15 protein-coding genes are annotated in these 19416 nt (G+C 62.1%); 7 read left to right on the forward strand and 8 right to left on the reverse strand.

Translation table 11 applies throughout. The features are described 5' to 3' along the window. The first annotated feature begins 58 nt into the window (after positions 1-58). From mutS to WH87_RS08630, 5 genes are all read left to right on the forward strand, one after another. Entirely contained in the window at positions 59-2764 is a 2706-nt protein-coding gene (gene mutS / locus WH87_RS08610) for a DNA mismatch repair protein MutS (protein ID WP_046139487.1), read from the forward strand. Beyond that, entirely contained in the window at positions 2745-5540 is a 2796-nt protein-coding gene (locus tag WH87_RS08615; RefSeq protein WP_052726490.1) for a [protein-PII] uridylyltransferase, read from the forward strand. Before mutS ends, WH87_RS08615 begins: the two co-directional genes overlap by 20 nt. Positions 5541-5675: 135 nt before the next feature. Next, positions 5676-7238, forward strand: a complete 1563-nt coding sequence (gene murJ, locus WH87_RS08620) for a murein biosynthesis integral membrane protein MurJ (protein WP_046139486.1) — start codon at positions 5676-5678, stop codon at positions 7236-7238. Between the two features lie 67 nt (positions 7239-7305). Further along, positions 7306-8337: a tryptophan--tRNA ligase gene (gene trpS, locus WH87_RS08625; RefSeq protein ID WP_046139485.1), complete on the forward strand. Its 1032-nt coding sequence runs from the start codon at positions 7306-7308 to the stop codon at positions 8335-8337. Between the two features lie 11 nt (positions 8338-8348). Beyond that, positions 8349-8819: a universal stress protein gene (locus WH87_RS08630; RefSeq protein WP_046139484.1), complete on the forward strand. Its 471-nt coding sequence runs from the start codon at positions 8349-8351 to the stop codon at positions 8817-8819. On the opposite strand, the gene WH87_RS08635 is transcribed toward WH87_RS08630, so the two are convergent. Beyond that, positions 8816-9112 carry a DUF3817 domain-containing protein gene (locus WH87_RS08635; protein ID WP_046139483.1) on the reverse strand — a complete coding sequence of 99 codons (297 nt, stop codon included), beginning with the start codon at positions 9110-9112 and terminating at the stop codon, positions 8816-8818. The two genes, WH87_RS08630 and WH87_RS08635, sit on opposite strands and share 4 nt — an antisense overlap. Positions 9113-9241: 129 nt before the next feature. Here WH87_RS08635 and WH87_RS08640 point away from each other — a divergent pair, with 129 nt between their 5' ends. After that, positions 9242-9808 (forward strand): NifU family protein, encoded by a 567-nt coding sequence (locus WH87_RS08640; protein ID WP_046139482.1) that lies wholly within the window; start codon positions 9242-9244, stop codon positions 9806-9808. 270 nt (positions 9809-10078) lie between these two features. Here WH87_RS08640 and WH87_RS08645 read toward each other — a convergent pair whose 3' ends face one another. From WH87_RS08645 to WH87_RS08655, 3 genes are all read right to left on the reverse strand, one after another. Continuing rightward, positions 10079-10990, reverse strand: a complete 912-nt coding sequence (locus WH87_RS08645) for a hemolysin family protein (protein WP_046139481.1) — start codon at positions 10988-10990, stop codon at positions 10079-10081. Positions 10991-11179: 189 nt separating this feature from the next. Further along, positions 11180-11653, reverse strand: coding sequence for an rRNA maturation RNase YbeY (ybeY, locus tag WH87_RS08650; RefSeq protein ID WP_046139480.1), 474 nt, complete (start codon positions 11651-11653; stop codon positions 11180-11182). Then, entirely contained in the window at positions 11650-12693 is a 1044-nt protein-coding gene (locus tag WH87_RS08655; protein ID WP_046139479.1) for a PhoH family protein, read from the reverse strand. The genes ybeY and WH87_RS08655 overlap by 4 nt, the downstream gene beginning before the upstream one ends. A gap of 302 nt (positions 12694-12995) precedes the next feature. Here WH87_RS08655 and WH87_RS08660 point away from each other — a divergent pair, with 302 nt between their 5' ends. Then, the gene (locus tag WH87_RS08660; RefSeq protein WP_082092581.1) at positions 12996-14144 is read left to right on the forward strand and encodes a PLP-dependent cysteine synthase family protein; all 1149 of its coding nucleotides are present in this window, start codon (positions 12996-12998) and stop codon (positions 14142-14144) included. A 21-nt stretch (positions 14145-14165) separates the two neighbouring features. Here the strand turns inward: WH87_RS08660 and WH87_RS19985 are convergent, their stop codons facing one another. From WH87_RS19985 to WH87_RS08680, 4 genes are all read right to left on the reverse strand, one after another. Beyond that, the gene (locus WH87_RS19985; RefSeq protein ID WP_052726489.1) at positions 14166-15014 is read right to left on the reverse strand and encodes a hypothetical protein; all 849 of its coding nucleotides are present in this window, start codon (positions 15012-15014) and stop codon (positions 14166-14168) included. A 144-nt stretch (positions 15015-15158) separates the two neighbouring features. After that, the gene (locus tag WH87_RS08670; protein WP_046139478.1) at positions 15159-16244 is read right to left on the reverse strand and encodes a Gfo/Idh/MocA family protein; all 1086 of its coding nucleotides are present in this window, start codon (positions 16242-16244) and stop codon (positions 15159-15161) included. Next, positions 16241-17263: a Gfo/Idh/MocA family protein gene (locus WH87_RS08675; RefSeq protein WP_046139477.1), complete on the reverse strand. Its 1023-nt coding sequence runs from the start codon at positions 17261-17263 to the stop codon at positions 16241-16243. The genes WH87_RS08670 and WH87_RS08675 overlap by 4 nt, the downstream gene beginning before the upstream one ends. Before the next feature lie 135 nt (positions 17264-17398). Next, complete coding sequence (locus WH87_RS08680; RefSeq protein WP_046139476.1) at positions 17399-19210, reverse strand: ABC-F family ATP-binding cassette domain-containing protein; 1812 nt, start codon at positions 19208-19210, stop codon at positions 17399-17401. Between the last annotated feature and the right edge of the window lie 206 nt (positions 19211-19416).

Genomic DNA, 19416 nt, shown 5'->3' on the forward strand with positions numbered 1-19416 from the left:
GAATTTATCAGCGAAGGCCTTAGGGTCTCGGCTTTCCTAGCCGAGACCAGATGACTTGATGGATCAGACGCCGCTCGAACCCGCGCAGACCCAGGCCCTGACGCCCATGATGGCGCAGTATTTCGAGATCAAATCGGTCAATCCGGGCTATCTGCTATTCTATCGCATGGGCGACTTCTACGAGCTGTTCTTTGAGGACGCCGAGATCGCCAGCGCGGCCTTGGGCATCGTGCTGACCAAGCGCGGCAAGCATCTGGGCGAAGATATCGGCATGTGCGGCGTACCCATCCACGCGGCCAATGATTATCTCAATAAACTGATCAAGCTGGGCCATCGCGTCGCCATTTGCGAGCAAGTGGAAGACCCAAAGGAAGCCAAGAAACGCGGGTCTAAATCGGTTGTAAAGCGCGACGTGGTGCGCCTGATCACCGCCGGTACGCTCACCGAGGACGATCACCTCGATGCCCGCAAATCCAATTTCCTCGCCGCGCTGGCCATGGTGCGGCACGGCGAAACCGATTTCGCCCTTGCCTGGGCCGATGTGTCGACCGGCGAGACCTTCACCGTCGATCTCAGCGCCGATCAATTGCAGGACGAGCTTGCCCGCGTCGATCCGGCCGAACTCTTGATGGCCGACGCCACACGACAAGCTCTGGTTGAGCGACATCTGTTTGCCCCCGCCTGGGCTGGCATCACTCATGCCGCGCCCGCCGAAAGCTTTGATAGCGAAACCGCGACCGCTTCACTGCGCGCCGCCTTTCCGATTGGCATCTTTGATCCGACCGCTTTGTCGCGCGCCGCTCGCGCGGCTTTGGGGGCCGTCGTCGCCTATGTCGGGGAAAGCCAGAAGGGCGTCGGCATTGCCCTGCGCGCGCCTGTGGCTGATGGCTCCAGCCGCCATCTGGCGATTGACGCAGCCACCCGCTCGAGCCTTGAACTGCATCAGACCCAGCGCGGCCTGCAACGGGGCTCGTTGCGGCAGGTGATCGATCTGACAGTCACGGCGCCCGGATCGCGGCTGTTGTCGGCCCGCCTGGCCGCGCCCTTGGCCGATGCTGTGGCGATCAATGAACGGCTTGATGCAGTGGGCCTGCTGGCCGAGGACACCATGCTGTCGGGACGCATCCGTTCCGATCTCAAATCGGTCCCCGATCTGGCCCGCGCTCTGACGCGTCTCGCGCTCGATCGCGGTGGCCCGCGCGATCTGGCCTCCATCGGCAAGGCCGTGGGCGCTGCCGTGGCCTTGGCGGGACATTTTACCCGGCTCAGCGATGCGCCGACGGTTTTGGCGCGCTTGGCGAGGACCCTGGCGGAGGCCCCCGTGCAGATGGCGTCGGAACTGGCGCTGGCGCTTGATGATGAGTTGCCGTTGTTCTCGCGTGATGGCGGCTTTGTACGCCGGGGTTATGACGCAACGCTCGACGATGAGCGTGCGCTGGCCAGCGCCACCCGCGAGGTCGTGGCAGCGCTGCAGGCGCGGCTGATCGACGAGACCGACGTTCGCTCGCTCAAGATCCGGCACAATGGCGTACTCGGTTACTTCGTCGAAGTCCCGGCCGCCCATGGCACCAAGCTGCTCGAGGAGCCACATCGGCAGGTGTTCATTCACCGCCAGACCCTCGCCAATGCCATGCGCTTCACTACCACGGAGCTGGCCGAACTCGAGGGGCGTATCGCCAAGGCGCATGACGCGGCGCTGCAGATTGAACTGACCATTTTCGCCCGCCTGCGGGAAGCGGTGCTGGGCCGCACCGATGCGTTACGGCAATTGGCAGATGCTTTGGCCGAACTCGACGTCACGGCGGCACTGGGACATCTTGCCGCGACGCGCAGCTATGCCCGCCCCGAGATTGACACCTCGCTGGCCTTCGCCATCGAGGGCGGTCGCCACCCGGTGGTCGAGGATATGGTGCAGGCCGAGGGGCATAGTTTTGTTGCCAATGATGCTGATCTCTCCGGCGCCGAAGACATTGGCGGTGGCCGGTTGTGGCTGGTCACCGGCCCGAACATGGGCGGTAAATCGACCTTCCTCCGCCAGAACGCGCTGATCGCCATTCTGGCGCAGATGGGTAGCTATGTGCCCGCAACCTCGGCGCATATCGGTGTGGTCGATCGCCTGTTCTCGCGCGTCGGCGCATCCGATGACATTGCCCATGGCCGCTCGACCTTTATGGTCGAAATGGTTGAAACTGCAGCCATTCTCAACCGTGCGACGCGCCGCAGCCTTGTCGTTCTCGACGAAATCGGCCGCGGCACGGCGACCTTTGACGGGCTGTCCATTGCGTGGGCGGCGGTCGAAGCGCTGCACGAAACCACCGGCTGCCGGGCACTGTTTGCGACGCACTTTCACGAGCTGACCAGCCTCGCCAAAACGCTCAGCCGCGTTTCCAACGTCACCATGAAGGTGCGCGAATGGGAAGGCGAAGTGGTGTTCCTGCACGAAGTCGGTCCCGGCGCGGCCGACCGCTCCTATGGTATTCAAGTGGCGCGCCTTGCCGGCCTGCCCGAACCGGTGCTGGCGCGGGCGCGGCAGGTATTGACCGTGCTGGAGCTGCGCTCGGCGGGGACCGCCTCTTCCAGCCAGAAGGCCAGCGTGCTAGACGATCTGCCGCTGTTTGCACATCAGCCTGCTCCCAAGCCGGTGGTGCACGATCCAGTTCTTGCCGCGCTCGACGCCGTTCGCCCAGACGAAATGACTCCCAAACAAGCCATTGAAGCGCTCTACGAGTTGAAGAAAATCCGCGATGACGCTCGCCGAAGCTGACGCCAAACCGCGAAAACCGCAATTTGCGCTGAAATCCGCCGAGACCCTGATGGGGGAACTCGACGGCCTTGTCGGCGATCTCGATCCCAAATCGAGCGCCGCGCGGGCTGTGGTGCTGGCCCATATGCGCCAGACCCTGGCCGATGCGCGCACCAGCGCTGAAGCCGAATTGCTGGCCACCAGCAAGGGCACCCGCTGCGCACAGAACCTCTCCAATGCGCAGGACGAAATCATCACCGCGGTGCATCTGTTTGCCACCCGCCGCGTCTATCCGGTCGATAATCCCTCGGGCGCCGAGGCGATCGCGCTCTCCGCCGTTGGCGGTTATGGCCGGGGCACCCTCGCCCCCGGCAGCGACATCGATCTCCTGTTCATCCTGCCCTACAAGCAGACGCCCTGGGGCGAGCAGGTCACCGAATACATTCTCTATATGCTGTGGGATCTGGGCCAGAAGGTCGGCCATGCCGTCCGCTCGGTCGATGAATGTATCCGCATGGCCCGCGCTGATATGACGGTGCGCACGGCCACGCTCGAAGCCCGCTATGTCACGGGCGACAAGGGCCTGTTCGAGCAGCTGGTGCATCGCTTTGAAACCGAGATCATGCCCAAGACGGGGCCGGAATTCATCGCTGCCAAAATGGCCGAGCGCGACGAACGCCACAAGCTGATGGGCAATACGCGCTATGTGGTCGAGCCCAATATCAAGGACGGCAAGGGGGGGCTGCGAGACCTCAACACACTGTTCTGGATCGGGAAATATTTCTATCAGGTCAAATCGAGCCATGAACTGGTCGGCAAGGGCGTGCTGTCGCAGGCCGAGTATCGCCTGTTCTCCCGCGCCGAAGATTTCCTCTGGGCAGTGCGCTGCCACCTGCATTTCCTCACCGCACGCGCCGAAGAAAAGCTGACCTTTGACGTGCAGCCCGAACTGGCGCGTCGCATGGGTTATGCCGAACGCGTCGGCATGCTGGGCGTCGAGCGCTTCATGAAGCGCTATTTTCTCGTGGCCAAGGATGTGGGCGACCTGACCCGCATCATCTGCGCGAGCCTGGAATTCAATCACGCCAAGGATATGGATCTCGTTGGGCGTGTGCTGGCGCCGTTCCGCTCCGGCAAGTCCAAAATCAAGGGCGAGACCGATTTCGTGCTCGACACCGGTCGGCTCAACATTGCCAGCCCCGATGTGTTCGAGAAAAACCCGGTCAGCCTGATCCGCATTTTCCTCGTGGCTGGGCGCGAACAGCTGCTGTTTCACCCGGACGCCATCAAGGTCATCACCCGCTCGCTGCACCTGATCGACAACAAGCTGCGCAATGACCCCAAGGCCAACGATAATTTCCTGACCATTCTGACGGCGCCGCAATCGGTCGAGCGCATTCTGCGCCAGATGAACGAGAGCGGCGTTCTCGGCAAGTTTGTGCCGGATTTTGGCAAAATCGTCGCGCTGATGCAGTTCAACATGTACCACCACTATACGGTGGACGAGCATCTGATCCGCTCGGTCGGCGTCATGGCCGATATCGCCAATGGCGGGCTGCGCGATCAGCTGCCGCTGACCCATGAGCTCCTACCGCAACTCAACGATACGCGGCTGCTCTATGTGGCGCTGTTCCTCCACGATATCGCCAAGGGCCGCCCCGAAGACCATTCCATCGCGGGCATGAAGATTGCCAAAAAGCTCTGCCCGCGCTTTGGCCTCACCCCGGCTGAAACCGATACGGTGAGCTGGCTGATCGAGCATCACCTGCTGATGAGCGAAATCGCCCAGGCCCGCGATATTCAGGACCCCGAAACCGCCAAAGCCTTTGCCGATGTGGTGCAATCGCCGCAGCGGCTGGCCCTGCTGATGATCCTCACCGCCTGCGATATTCGCGCGGTGGGTCCCGGCGTCTGGACTGGCTGGAAGGGTAGCCTGCTGCGCGCGCTCTATTATGCCACCGAACCATTATTGTCCGGTGGCCATAGCCAGGTGACGCAATCGGATCGCATCAATGCGGCGCGTTACGCGCTGGCCAATGCGCTCGAAGCCTGGCCCCAAAGCGATATCGAGACCTATATCGCGCGGCATTACGACCATTACTGGCTGCGCGCCGAGCCCGAATTGCAGGTGGCCCATGCCAAGATGATCCGCCAGGCCGATCTGGCCGAGCAGCCTTTCGCGGGCTCGATGCGGATCAAGGCCTTCGAGGGCATTACCGAGGTCAGTTTCTATACGCCGGACCATCCCCGCCTGCTCTCGTTGATTGCTGGTGCCTGCACCATGCAGGATACCTCCATTATCGGGGCGCAGATTTTCTCGACCCGCGATGGCCGCGCCATCGACACCTTCCGCCTGCGCCGCAGCTTTGCCTCCGATGAAGACGAAAAGGTCCGCGCCACCCGCATCATCGACACCGTGCGCCAGCTGTTGCAGGGCCAGCGTCAGGTGCTGATCGATCTGGGCAAGGAATCGCGCCACAACAAGCGCCTCAAACCCTTTGCCCTGCCCGCGCAGGTCACGGTCTCCAATGCGTTGTCCGAAAAATTCACCGTCATCGAGGTGTCGGGGCTCGACCGCATCGGCCTGTTGCACGCCCTGACGCGCGAGATTTCCGATCTCAGCCTCACCATTGGCTCGGCCCATATCGGCACCTATGGCGAAAAGGCCGTCGACGTCTTCTACGTCACCGACCTCACCGGCCAGAAGATCATGAGCAAGCCCCGCCAGCGCAAAATCCACGACGCGCTGATGGCCGTGTTCCACCCCAAAGCCACGGAAAAGGTGGCTAATGGGTAGGGCCATGCTCTTGGCACACCCCCACCCAACCTCCCTCTCGAAGGGGGAGGCGCTGGAGCGGTGTTTGGGGCGCGATGGTGCCATCCTTCTCCTCCCCCTATCAGGGGGAGGCCGGGAGGGGGGATCCCCTTACCCATGAGCCTTTACCGCAATTTTCTTTCTGTCGGCGGCCTGACCCTCTTGTCGCGCGTGGCCGGCTTTGCCCGCGATGCGCTGATGGCGGCTGTGCTGGGAACCGGCCCGGCGGCGGACGCGTTCAATGCGGCGTTCCGCTTTCCCAATCTATTCCGGCGCCTGTTTGCCGAGGGTGCCTTCAACACCGCCTTTGTGCCGATGTTTTCGACGGCGCTGGAAACGCAGAGCCGGGAGGAGGCCAAACTTCTCGCCAGCCGCATCATGAGCTGGCTGGTGGCGGCGATCCTTATCGTCACCATCCTCGCCGAAATCTTCATGGAACCCATCATGCGGGTTTTCGTGCCCGGGTTCGATGATCCGGAAAAGTTTGCGCTGACGGTGTTTTTGACGCGCATCATGTTCCCCTATCTCGCCTGCATGTCGCTGATGGCCGCCTATGGCGCGATCCTGAACACGCTGGGGCGGTTCTTTGCCGCTGCCTTCGCCCCGATCATCCTCAACATCGTCAATATCGCCGCCCTCGTGCCGCTGGCCATTTTCGTGCTCGATGATCGCGCCGACGCGGCCTTCTGGGTGGCCATTGCCACCATGCTGGGCGGTATAGCGCAGCTGGCGCTGGTCTATGGCGCGGTGCGCCGGGCCGGGTTTGTGCCCCGCATCACCCTGCCCCGACCCAATGCCGAAGTGCGCCGCTTCTGGCTGCTCGCTATTCCGGCAATCCTGGCCGGTGGCATTACCCAGATCAATATTGTCGTGGGCACCATCATCGCCTCGAGTGCCGAAGGGGCCATCTCGATCCTCTCCTATGCCGACCGGCTCTATCAGCTGCCGCTGGGGATTATCGGCATTGCTATCGGTACCGTGCTGCTGCCCGAACTCAGCCGCCATCTGAGCGCCGGACGCAATGAGGCGGCCAAGCAGAGCCAGGATCAATCCCTGCTGCTCGCCATGCTGCTCTCCATGCCTGCCGCTGCCGCTTTGGCCTCGCTCTCGGTGCCCATTGTCCGCGTGCTGTTCGAGCGCGGCGCGTTTGATGCGGCGGCCACGGGCCATGTCGCCGAGGCCTTGGTGGGCTATGCCTGGGGCCTGCCGGCATTTGTGCTGATCCGCGTGCTGCAGCCGGGCTTTTTCTCGCGCAAGGACACCATCACGCCGACCGTCTTTGCCGGTATTTCGGTGGTTGCCAATATCGGGCTGTCGCTGTGGCTGTTCCCCAGCCTGCAGCATGTCGGCATCGCACTGGCGACCACGCTGTCGTCGTGGCTCAATGCCGTGATGCTGGCGCTGTTTCTGGCGTTGCGCGGTTATTTCTCGCTGCCACTGGCGTCGCTGCGCAAACACCTCTTCACCATTGCCAGCAGCCTTGTCATGGCCGGGGTGCTTTATGTGCTAGGCCTGCGCGCCCATGCGATCTTCTCGCCGGGCACCCCCATCCTGCTGCAGATCGCGGCGCTGTTTGCCATCTGCGTCTTTGGTGCGGTGCTCTATTTCACGCTGGTCCATATCACCGGGGCGCAGAAGCTGGGCATGCTGGCGAGCCGGTTGCGGCGCAAGCGGGCTTAGACAACGCGCCATATCGGATATAAGGGTTTCACCAATAACCGCACTTTCGAACGGCTAGGCTGACTTCATGGCTTTTACCTCGCGCGTCTTTTCGGGCATCCAACCCTCCGGCGATCTGCATCTCGGCAACTACCTCGGCGCCATCCGGCGCTTTGTGCCGCTGCAAGACACGCATGAGACCATCTATTGCGTGGTCGATATGCATGCGATCACCGTGTGGCAGGACCCCGATGACCTGCGCCGCGCGACGCGCGAAGTGGCCGCTGCCTTCATCGCTGCAGGCGTCGACCCCAAGCGCTCGATCGTCTTCAACCAGTCTCAGGTCATCCAGCACGCCGAGCTGGCCTGGGTGTTCAACTGCGTCGCCCGCATGGGCTGGATGCAGCGCATGACCCAGTTCAAGGACAAGGCCGGCAAGAACTCCGAAGCCGTGTCGCTGGGCTTGCTGGCCTACCCATCGCTGATGGCAGCCGATATCCTGCTCTATAAGGCCACTCAAGTGCCGGTCGGCGACGACCAGAAGCAGCACCTTGAACTGACACGCGATATCGCCGCCAAGTTCAACAATGACTATGCCAAGTCGATTGCCGATCAGGGGCTGGACGCCGAGTTCTTCCCCATCACCGAGCCACTGATTGCCGGTCCCGCGACCCGCATCATGAGCCTGCGCGATGGCACCAAGAAAATGAGCAAATCGGACCCCTCCGATCAGTCGCGCATCTCCCTGCTCGACGACGCCGATGCGATCTCCAAAAAGATCAAGAAGGCAACGACCGATCCAGAGCCCCTGCCCGAGACCGTCGAAGGTCTGGCCGGTCGCGCCGAGGCCGACAACCTCGTCGGCATCTATGCCGCGCTGTCCGACAAGACCAAGGTTGAGGTCATTGCCGAATATGGTGGGAAGGGCTGGGGCGCGTTCAAGCCGGCTCTGGCCGATCTGGCTGTGGCCCAGTTGGCGCCCATGTCCAATGAAATGCGTCGCCTGATCGAGGACACCACTACGATCGACGCCATTCTGCGGGACGGCGCCGAGCGCGCCCGCGCCATCGCCGAAAAGACCATGGTGGACGTGCGCAATATCGTCGGCTTCATCCGCTAAACGGAGGCGCAATGTACGAGACCGAGTACAAACGCAAATTCCTCGTCGTCATTGACGAGACGCCTGAATGCGACCGGGCCCTGACCTTTGCCGCCTATCGCGTCAAGCGCACTGGCGGCACGGTTGTGCTGATGAGCGTGGTGCCCAAGCCCGAGTTTATCGGGCTGGGCGTCGAGGATGTGCTGCGCGCCGAAGCGGTCGAGGATGCCGAGCGCAACCTCGACACGCGCCTCGCCCGCATTCGCGATATCGGTGAAGTGAAGGTTGAATCGGTCATCCGCGAAGGCGAAGCGGCCGAGGAGATCGAGCGCGTCATCGATCAGGACCGCGATATCGCCATTCTGGTGCTGGGCGCCTCGATATCATCGGAAGGCCCCGGCCCACTGGTGATGCACTTCGCCAACCGTGCCAATGCCCTGCCCATCCCGCTCACGGTCGTGCCGGGCCGGATGAGCGACGAAGAGATCGTGGCTATCTGTTAAGCGGCGGCCTTGGCGCGTTCGTGCCGGGCCAGCATCGGATCATTGAGAAACGTACCGAACGGGAAGAACGAGGCGACAGTCGTGCGCAGCCACTGCACGGCGGTAAAGCCCGTGCCCCACAAGCACACTACCATGGCCAGCAGATAGACCACGAAGGCCACGCCATGGATCATGCCCACCGGCGGCACCAGGTGCGGATAATCGAACCAGTACTTCAGCGGCATGGCCACCAGAAACAGGGCCAGCGTCGTAAGGCCTTCGATAAGGCCGATGGTGCGGAACAAGCGGATCATGGCTTTGTGCTATCGCCGGGCGGGTTCGCCGTGAAGGCGGCACATGGTCGCTATGCGCAATCGCCCTTGCACTCCGCGCATAAAAGTCTATTTTAGAAGCATTCTAATCGTAAATTTCAAGGCTGCCAGATGTTCATCCAGACCGAAGCCACGCCAAATCCTGCGACGCTCAAGTTCCTGCCGGGCCGCGATGTGCTGGTGGGTGAACCCCGTGATTTCCGCAGCCCCGAAGCCGCTTCGATCTCGCCTCTGGCGATGGGCCTGTTCGCCATTTCCGGCGTCAATGGCGTGTTCCTCGGCTCCGACTTCATTTCGGTGACGAAGGACGACACCAATTGGGCCCACATCAAGCCCGCCATTCTCGGCGTCATCATGGACCACTTCCTGTCCGGCAAGCCCGTGATCGTGGAAGGCAGCGCTGATGTCACCAATCTCGACGAGGTTGAAGAGTTCTTTGACGAAAGCGATGCCGAAACCGTCGAAGTGATCAAGGAATTGCTGGCCACCCGCGTGCGCCCGGCCGTTGCCATGGATGGCGGCGACATCATCTTCAAGGGCTTCCGCGAAGGCCAGGTGTTCCTCCACATGCAGGGCGCCTGCTCGGGCTGCCCATCCTCGACGGCAACCCTCAAGAGCGGCATCGAAAACCTGCTCCGCCACTTCGTCCCCGGTGTTGAAGGCGTGCACCAGGTCTGATCTACACCAGTTAGCAGCAAGCCGAGGGCCTGGGGAGTAATCCCTGGGCCCTTAGTTTTTTGCCCTTACCTCTCCCCCAAGGGGAGAGGTAGGGCCACGCCGTTGGGTGTGGGGAGATTGAGGTGATGCACGGACTGTAGACTGGCGCTTTGGGCTTGGGTCGATGCCCCCAACCCCAGATCGTCACCCTCGGGTCAAGCCCGAGGGTGACGAGCGTTGGGGGTGGCGCCAAACCAAAAGAAAAAGCCCGGATCACTCCGGGCTTTTGACTTATTCCGCAGCGGCCTTCTGGGCGTCGGTGCGTTGGTCGGTGATGGCCAGCGTTTCGGCTGATCCCTCGACCTTGCGGCGGATGCGGAGGCGTTTGATGCGGCGGCTGTCGGCGGCGAGGACTTCGAATTCGAAGCCGTCGAGTTTGGTGACGCGTTCGCCGCGCTTGGGCACATGGCCGGCCAGGTCGAAGACCAGGCCACCAATGGTGTCGACATCCTCGGCGTACTCGCCGGGATCGAATTCGGGACCCAGCATGGCGCGGACATCGCTGAGTTCGGCGCGGGCATCGGCAATATAAGTGTCCGTGCCGACCTTGCGGATCAGCGCGGCCGCGAGTTCGTCATGCTCGTCCTCGATCTCGCCGACAACGGCTTCGAGCAGATCCTCGATGGTCACCAGACCATCGGTGCCACCATATTCGTCGACCACGATAGCCATATGCACGCGGGAGGCGCGCATCGACTGCAACAGGTCGCCCACGGGCATGAAGGTGGGCACGAACATGGCGTCGCGGATGATGTCGAGCTTGCCCAGCTTCTGCTTAAGCACGGTCGAGACCAATTTGACCGGCACTTCCTTTTCGGGATCGGTCACCGGCTCGGTGATCTTGGCCAGGGCATCCTTGACGTGGATGAAGCCCAGGATGTTGTCGAGGCCATCATCGTAAACCGGCAGGCGCGAATGGCGCACATCGCGGAAACGGGCAATCAAGCTGCCCAGGTTGATGTCGGATTCAACGGCCTGAATGTCGGAGCGTTCGACCATGACGTCGCCCACAGACACAGTCCCCAGTTTGAGGACGTTGGTGAGGATCGTGCGTTCGCTCTCGGAGAAATCGGCCTCCGCACTCCCCTGCTCTTCCAGCGCGACCTGAAGGTCATCGCGGAGGGAAACCGTGCGAAGGGCCATGAGGGCCCGGATACGGTTCCAGATCGACGGCCTCCGTGCAGGCACGGAGGCGGGACTAGAAGGAGGCTCGGGGTTGGCGGGCGTCTGAGGGCCCAAACTGTCGCTGTCGTTCATCGTTTGCTGCCGTCGGGTGACGGCTTTCTGACCTTTAAAAAGGAAAACTGCACCGCCGATTATACGGCGGGCACATCAATCGGCATAGGGGTCGTCTATTCCCAATGTAGCCAATATCTGGGTCTCAAGGCTCTCCATTTGAAGGGCCTCTGTGTCAGTGATGTGATCATAACCCAGAATATGGAGGAATCCATGCACGATCAGGTGCGTGAAATGATCGTTAAAGCTCTTGCCGAGGTCGAGCGCTTCGGCCTCCAGCGTCTCACGCGCCAGCGTGATATCGCCCAGAATGCCCACGACCGGCCCAAAGGGCTCGATCTGGGGGAAGCTCAGCACATTGGTTGAGCTGTCCTTGCCGCGCCACTGCTTGTTGAGCTCATGCTGCTCCTCGTCATCGGTCAAAAGGATCGACAGCTCTGCCGCCCCCCTCACCTTGGCCTTGGATTGCTTGAGCGCTTCGAGCACGGCACGTTCGGCCAGAGGATCGAGATCCTCCGGCCAGGCTTCGTCGTTGCGGATAATGGCGATGTCGAGCGGCGAGACGGTCAGCGCGGTATTCCTTCGGTGGCTTTTTCGGCCAGCTTCTTGGCGGTATCGGCCTCGTAGGCACGCACGATGCGGCCCACCAGAGCGTGGCGAACCACGTCCTTATCGTTGAAGCGCGAAATATGCACGCCCTCAACGCCGTCCAACAGGCCAATGGCCTCCACCAGCCCCGATTTTTCGCCGCGCGGCAGATCGACCTGTGTCGGATCGCCGGTGACGATCATCTTGGAGTTCTCGCCAAGACGAGTCAGGAACATCTTCATCTGCATCGATGTGGTGTTCTGGGCTTCGTCCAGGATCACCACGGCATTCGCCAAGGTGCGGCCACGCATGAAGGCCAGAGGCGCGACTTCGATGATCCCGGACGTGATGCAGCGCTCGACGTTTTCAGGCTTCATCATGTCGTAGAGCGCGTCATAGAGCGGACGCAGATAGGGATCGACCTTTTCCTTCATGTCGCCGGGCAGAAAGCCGAGGCGTTCGCCCGCTTCCACGGCGGGACGCGACAGGATGATGCGGTTGATATCGCCGCGTTCCAGCAAGGATGCGGCATGCGCGACGGCGAGATAGGTCTTGCCGGTACCGGCCGGGCCGACACCAAACACCAGCTCGCTCCGTTCCATGGCGCGCATATAGGCATCCTGGGCAGGTGTGCGGGCGACGATAGTGGATTTGCGCGTGGCGATCTGGGCCATGCGCACCTTGCCCTTGCGCTCAAGGGTCGGCAGGGTCAGCTGGCTGTCTTCGGTCTCGATCATGCGGATGACGCCATCGACATCAGAAATGTCGACAGTGCGGCCTTCCTCAAGCGAGCCATAAAGGGATTCCAGCACGCGCCGGGCCTGATCGACCTGGCTGGATGCGCCTTTGAGCAAGACATGGTTGCCACGCGGCGTAGCCGTGACCTTGAGCCGCTGTTCGATCAGCGCGAGATTTTGATCAAAATCGCCATAGAGCTGTGCGGCCAGGCGGTTGTCTTCAAAAGCAAGTTCGAGTTGCGATGCGAGTGCGTTGTCGGCGGTCGGGGCCAAATGCCTGCTCAAACTGGTGTTGCTCCACGTGCATACGCGGCGCGGGAGTGCTCCGCGAGAATAGAAGGACGCTAGGCCGTTTTGCCAGCGATGTCTGTAGCAATATTGTGACGATACGTCGCCGCGACAAGGGTTTGGGTTCGGGCGGATTGCCTGTTCGGGTATCGTATACCCTAAAACGATCGCCATACGCAAAAAATACCCAAGATGATGCAGCTATACAGAACGCCATGCCCGTGGTAGTCTAATTTGTAGAATGGAATGCGATGGCCGCGTCTTGGGCGACGCGCCGTTGGACGGCATGGAGATGAGCGATGATGCGGGCGGACCGGAACTGGGTCAATCAGGCGGCAGCACAGCTGGCCGAGGACGCCAGCTGTTGTTCGGAAACCAGCCTGATCCGTATCGAAACGCCTCTGGGCTATCCGACCATCTATATGAAGGACGAATCCACCCACGCCACCGGTAGCCTCAAGCACCGGCTGGCCCGCTCGCTGTTCAGCTATGGGCTGTGCAATGGCTGGATCGATGCCGACACCCATATCATCGAATGCTCCTCGGGCTCGACCGCCGTGTCGGAAGCCTATTTTGCCAAGATGCTGGGTCTGCGCTTCACGGCCGTGATGACCAAGAAGACCTCGGCCGAAAAGATTGCGCTGATCGAGGCGCATGGCGGCACCTGCATGCTGGTGGATACCGAGGCCGAGGCCAAGCAGACCTGCGTGGACCTGGCGCGCGAACCCGGCACCCATTTCATGGACCAGTTCACCTATGCCGAGCGCGCCGTCGACTGGCAGGCGCGTTCCAGCATGGCCAATGTGAGCTTTGAGCAATTGGCGGGCGAGCCGAACGCCATCCCCGATTGGATCGTGGTCGGTGCCGGGACCGGTGGCACGGCGACGTCGTTTGGCCGCTTTATCCGCGCGCGCGGCCACGCCACTCAGCTTTGCCTCGCCGATCCCGAGGGGTCGGCCTATCACTATGCCATCAACAATCCCGGCGGCGCCGAGCGCGTCCCGGCTGGTTCGCTGGTGGAAGGCATTGGCCGCAAGCAATGCGAAGCCTCGTTCCTGCCCATGCTGATCGATCGCGCCATTGCCGTGGCCGATGCGTCGAGCATTGGTGCGGCCCATGCGCTGTCCCATCGTCTGGGCAAGCTGGTTGGCGGCTCATCGGGCACCAATTTGTGGGTGAGCATACTGCTGGCGCAGGAGATGCACCGGCAGGGCCACTCCGGCAGTATCCTGACGCTGATCTGCGACACCGGCGAACGCTATCGCAGCACCATGTATGACCCGGCCTGGCTCGCTGCCAAGGATGTCGATTATCTGTCCGCCATGGAAAAGGTTGGCGCCTTTATCGGTCGGGCGGAAATTGTGCGGCGTGATGCCGGATGCGACGACGCGCAGGCCATGTCGCTGGCCAAGGAAGCCGGCGCCAGCAGCGTCGGCCTCCACGCGTAGGAGCCTTTGGGGGCACGTTCACTAGAACACATAAACCAGCAGTGCGTTGTCACTCTGGACCACGCCGAGCACGTGGCCGGGCTGATAGCGCGTGCGCGACAGAGCAGCATGGATCAGGGCGTCGTCCGCCACCGCCCGCACCAGCGTATGATAGGCGCGATTGGCGGCAAGATAAGCGGCCAACTGTCCGCGAATATTGGGGCAGAGCTTGATCGGGATCAGCTGGATCGACTTGGCTCGGCTCCAGCCCCGTAGGCTGGTATTCTCAAAGATCTGCAGTAGTTGGGCCGAGCTGGTCCCTGCGCAGGCTACACCCATTGGCGGCGCCATGGTGACGCCGCCATAGCTGGACCCACCGGAATACCCGGGCCCACTAGGGCCGCCGGGGCCCCCAGGCCCACTGGGTCCGCCGGGATTGCCCGGGCCACCGGGGCCTCCAGGTCCGCCGGGGCCGCCAGGATTGCCGGGACCTCCGGGGCCGCCTGGGCCGCCTGGCGTGCCTGGTCCGCCAATGCCGACCTTGACGTCGACGAGACTGCCGCCCCCGCCGACATTGACATTTGTTGTGACGAGCCCGCCGCCCACATTGGCTTTGACATCGACCAGCCCCGATGCACCACCAACGTTTACATTGGCATTGGCCAGCGGCGCGCTGCCGCCCCCGACATTGGCGTTGACCACATTGCCGCCACCCCCGCCGAGCCCGAGATTGACCAGGCCCGAAGTCCCGGCCGAGCCTTTGTCGATGGTGATCAGGGCCCCGCTATCGCCATTGCCGATAATGCCGAGCAGACCGCCCGCATGGCTGGCGGCCGTGCTGGCCAGGGCGAAGGCGAGGATGGAAATCGTCAGTCCGATGCACTGTTTCATGACGTCCCTCTCTGTGCCGACAAATCGCGCGGCATGGTGGGTCCATCATCTCTCCAGGGGGGAGCGTGCAGAATTCGATGCTCTACGTAGATTTTAGTCAAACCGTTGGCGCGGTTAATAATTCCTCAACAGTCAGCTCGCGGCTCAGCTCGAACGGAAGTCGGGCGGCACCCAGCTGTGATAGAGCGGGTGATCGGGGGCGATGGGGAGCGCCACATCCTTGTGTGTCGACGATGAGTGATAGAACGCGGTCACCAGCTCGAGCGAACGACGGGAGTCAGCGCTGGTGATCGGCAGCGGACCCGTTCCCATCAGGGCGGCATGGAAACGGGCCATCTGCGTCGCATAGCCGGGGGGAACATGTACCCAATCCTTGAGCAGGGCATCGATTCTGGCTTTGGTTTCCCCATTGCGCGGTTCGATGGTCCAGAGCTTGTCGCCGGGACTGTAGGGCGTGTGATCGCTTTCGAAGGAGACGTTTTCGAAGGCGAGGCGCAGCCGAGTCATATTGCCGACATCGCCTAGCGTTGCGGTGAAGCTGGCCAGCGCACCGCTTTTCATTTCGAGCGACGCGGTGATGGTGTCTTCGACCTCGATGGGGTTCACGCGGGTCGCCACGCGGCCAAATATCCGCGCGATATCGCCCATGAGATAGGTGAACATGTCATGGGGATGAATGGCATGTCCCATCAGGACACCGCCCAGCTCACTGGCCCATTTGCCGCGCCACGGCACGGCGTAATAATCGGCATCGCGGCGCCAGAAGGTTTCGACCGTCCCCACAAACGGCCGGCCCGCGATCCCTGCATCGATGATGGCTTTGACCTGCTCGATGCCATCACCAAAGCGATATTGAAACACCGGCATCAGCAGGCCACGTGAGACTTTCTCCTGCGCCACGATGGCGTCCACCTGCGCCAGTGAGCCGACCAATGGCTTTTCGCACACCACATGCTTGCCAGCCTTGAGCGCGGCCATCACCATGGGGAAATGCAGGTTTGGCGGCGTACAGACGTCGATGACATCCACATCGTCCATGGCCAGCACATCTTCAAAACTGGTGACGCGGCGGGAAATACCAAACTCTTCGCCCACCGCATCCATGCGCTCGGGGCTGAGATCACAGAGCGCGATCACCCTGAACTTGTCGCCATTGGATACATAGCCATCCAGAATATGACTGCGGCCAATGCCCATGCCGATCACGGCGACATTTCTGATATCGCTCATTGCGCCCACTCCGTGCCGCGCTCGGCCAATTGCTGGGCAGTTAGCGCCAGCTTCATGGCGTTGAAGCACCGCTCCTGCGGCATGGCCGTTTCGGTGCGGTTGCGCACATCGTCGAGGAACTGGCGGCCAAAGGGCAGTTCGATATCGGAGCAATCGATATGGCGCGGACCCTGACGGTTGTTGACGATGAACAGGTGGTTTTCCCCGGGACGGCCGGCAATGTCGATATATTTGCGCAGCTCGATATAGCCCTCGGTGCCCAGAATGGTCAGCCGCCCATCGCCCCAGATCGGCAGGCCGTCGGGGGTGAACCAGTCGACGCGGATATAGCCCGACGTTCGCGGGGCCCTGAGATGCACGTCGCCGATATCCTGCAGGCCCGGATGATCCGGGTGCGCACGATTGGCCACGCTGGCCGAGGTAATCTCGCCGTCCATAGCGTTTGAGAAAAACAGGAACTGTTCGAACTGGTGGCTGGCGATATCGCAGAGGATGCCGCCATAACGTGTGCGATCAAAAAACCAGTCGGGGCGCTGGTTGTTGCGAATGGCGTGGGGGCCGAGACCGATCGTATTGATGACCTCGCCGATGGCGCCCTGCCCGATCAGATTGCCTGCCTCGACGGTGCTTTTGACCTCGAAATGCTCGGAATAGAGCACGCTATAGATCCGCCCCGTTTCCCGCTGGACGCGCCTGATCTCGTCGAGCTGGGCAAAGCTGGTCATGCCCGGTTTGTCCGACAGCACATCCTTGCCATGCTGCATCGCCGCAATGGAAATCGCCGCGCGATCGGCAGGAATGGCTGCGGTGGTGATGATGGCGATAGCAGGGTCTTCGAGGATCTCCCGCGCCTCGGCGACACGCCGGGCTTCGGGGAATTTGTTGGCGAAGGCTGCCGCCAGATCATCTTCCACCGCGTGAAAGGCCACCAGCCGCGCCCCTGCCCGCTTGAGGCACTCAACCTGCCCATAGATATGGCTGTGATTGATGCCGATGGCGGCAAAGCTGAGATCAGTCATAGACGAGGCCCCGCTGGCAAACTGCGCGCATTGGGCAAGCTCACCATGTCGGGACCAGAAAAGCCAGCCTTGGCGCGCCAACCGAGACTATGTGGTGGGCGCCAGGGCTGGCTGATTATTCAAGAGGCGAGGATCTTAGCCCTCGAGTTCCTCGCGCAGGACTTCAAGTTCAAGCCATTGTTCTTCGGCGGCGGCGCGTTTGGCTTCGGTCGCTTCAAGCAGCTTGGACTTGGCAGCAAAGCCAACCGGGTCCTTGGTGTAGAAGTTGGAATCGGCCAGCGCGGCGTTGATCGATTTGATCTCGGCCTCGAGTTTGGCGATGTCCTTGGGCAGCGTTTCGAGCGCGTGCTTTTCCTTAAAGCTCATCTTGCGCTTGCCGGTGGCCGTAGTGGTCTGGGCCAGCGCGGTCTTGCCGGGACGGTGGGCCTTGGTGATGGCGGCGCGGGCATTAACGCCCTCGCCACGCTGAATGACCATGTCGGAATAGCCGCCCGCATATTCCTGCCATAGCCCGTCGCCCTCGGCGATGACGATGGAGGTGGCAACGCGGTCCAGGAAGTCACGGTCGTGGCTGACCACGATCACGGTGCCGGAATAGTCCGAGACCATTTCTTCGAGCAGATCGAGTGTTTCGAGATCCAGATCGTTGGTCGGCTCGTCCAGCACCAGAAAGTTCGATGGCAGCGACAGCGCATGGGCGAGCATGACACGGGCGCGTTCACCACCCGACAGCTTGCCGATCGGGGTATTGGCCTGTTCGGGGGTGAACAGGAAGTCCTTCATATAACCGATGACGTGACGGCCCTCGCCATTCACATAAATGGTGTCGCTGCCCCCGCCGGTCAGCGCATCCCGCAGCCGCGTTTCAGGCTGCAGCTTGGCGCGGCCCTGGTCGAGCATGGCCAGCTCCAGCGCCGAGCCAAGCTTGATGGTGCCGCTATCGGGCGCGAGAATGCCGGTCAGCATCTTGATCAGCGTCGACTTACCGGCGCCATTGGGGCCGACAATGCCGATGCGGTCGCCGCGCAGCACGCGGGTCGAAAAATCATTGACGATCATGCGGTCGCCGAACGCCTTGACGATGTTTTCGGCCTCAACCACCAGCGCACCTGAGGTGCGGCCCTCGGACACGACCATATTGACCGAGCCGGTGACGCGGCGCTGCTCGCGACGGTCCTGGCGCAGATTGCCCAACCGTTCGAGGCGGCCGACATTGCGCTTGCGGCGCGCGGTGACGCCATAGCGCAGCCAATGCTCTTCCCGCACGATCTGGCGGTCCAGCTTGTGGCGGTCGCGCTCTTCTTCTTCGAGCACGGTATCGCGCCAGCCTTCAAAGGCGGCAAAGCCCTTGTCGAGGCGACGGGTGATGCCGCGATCCAGCCATACGGTGGCGCGGGTCAAATCGGACAGGAAGCGACGATCGTGGCTGATCAACACCATGGCCGAGCGCATAGAATTAAGCTCGGACTGCAGCCATTCGATGGCAGGCAGATCGAGATGGTTGGTCGGCTCGTCGAGCAGCAGGATATCGGGCTGGGGCGCCAGCACGCGCGCAAGGGCAGCGCGGCGGCCTTCACCACCCGACAGGTTCTTGGGGTTTTCTTCGCCGGTCAGGCCCAGCGAATTGAGCAGATATTGCGCGCGGTAGTCGTCGTCGCCAGGCCCGAGGCCTGCTTCGACATAGGCGAGCGTCGTCGCATATGCCGACAGGTCCGGCTCCTGCGGCAGGTAGCGCACGGTGGCGCTGGGCTCGACAAAGCGCACGCCGCCATCATGCTGCACATCGCCAGAGGCGATCTTGAGCAGGGTGGACTTGCCCGAGCCGTTGCGCCCCACCAGCGCGATGCGCTGGCCGGGCGACACGATCAACTCGGCGCTTTCCAAAAGCGTCGTGCCGCCAAAGGTCAAATGGATGTTCTGAAGCGAAAGAAGAGGAGCTGCGGCCATGGGGATCCCGGATTTCGGCCCGGATAGATCATAGCGGGCCCCCGATATCAATGCGGGTGAAGGTTTGGAGTGGTCTGGGGAGACGAAATAGGCTGGTCAGGGCGTTGAGGACCCTGACCAGCCCGGGGAGACGGTAGCAGCAAGCCCCGTCGTCTCTCTGCTGCGACGTCTGAAGATTGATCCCCTCGACCGATCAGCGCCGCGCG

Source organism: Devosia epidermidihirudinis (assembly GCF_000971295.1).
Lineage (GTDB): Bacteria > Pseudomonadota > Alphaproteobacteria > Rhizobiales > Devosiaceae > Devosia > Devosia epidermidihirudinis.

Bases quoted from the DNA above. Each gene is read 5' to 3' on its own strand.
- mutS (WP_046139487.1), top strand. From the start codon at position 59: ATGGATCAGACGCCGCTCGAACCCGCGCAGACCCAGGCCCTGACGCCC.
- WH87_RS08615 (WP_052726490.1), top strand. From the start codon at position 2,745: ATGACGCTCGCCGAAGCTGACGCCAAACCGCGAAAACCGCAATTTGCG.
- murJ (WP_046139486.1), top strand. From the start codon at position 5,676: ATGAGCCTTTACCGCAATTTTCTTTCTGTCGGCGGCCTGACCCTCTTG.
- trpS (WP_046139485.1), top strand. From the start codon at position 7,306: ATGGCTTTTACCTCGCGCGTCTTTTCGGGCATCCAACCCTCCGGCGAT.
- WH87_RS08630 (WP_046139484.1), top strand. From the start codon at position 8,349: ATGTACGAGACCGAGTACAAACGCAAATTCCTCGTCGTCATTGACGAG.
- WH87_RS08635 (WP_046139483.1), bottom strand. From the start codon at position 9,112: ATGATCCGCTTGTTCCGCACCATCGGCCTTATCGAAGGCCTTACGACG.
- WH87_RS08640 (WP_046139482.1), top strand. From the start codon at position 9,242: ATGTTCATCCAGACCGAAGCCACGCCAAATCCTGCGACGCTCAAGTTC.
- WH87_RS08645 (WP_046139481.1), bottom strand. From the start codon at position 10,990: ATGGCCCTTCGCACGGTTTCCCTCCGCGATGACCTTCAGGTCGCGCTG.
- WH87_RS08660 (WP_082092581.1), top strand. From the start codon at position 12,996: ATGATGCGGGCGGACCGGAACTGGGTCAATCAGGCGGCAGCACAGCTG.
- WH87_RS19985 (WP_052726489.1), bottom strand. From the start codon at position 15,014: ATGAAACAGTGCATCGGACTGACGATTTCCATCCTCGCCTTCGCCCTG.
- WH87_RS08670 (WP_046139478.1), bottom strand. From the start codon at position 16,244: ATGAGCGATATCAGAAATGTCGCCGTGATCGGCATGGGCATTGGCCGC.
- WH87_RS08675 (WP_046139477.1), bottom strand. From the start codon at position 17,263: ATGACTGATCTCAGCTTTGCCGCCATCGGCATCAATCACAGCCATATC.
- WH87_RS08680 (WP_046139476.1), bottom strand. From the start codon at position 19,210: ATGGCCGCAGCTCCTCTTCTTTCGCTTCAGAACATCCATTTGACCTTT.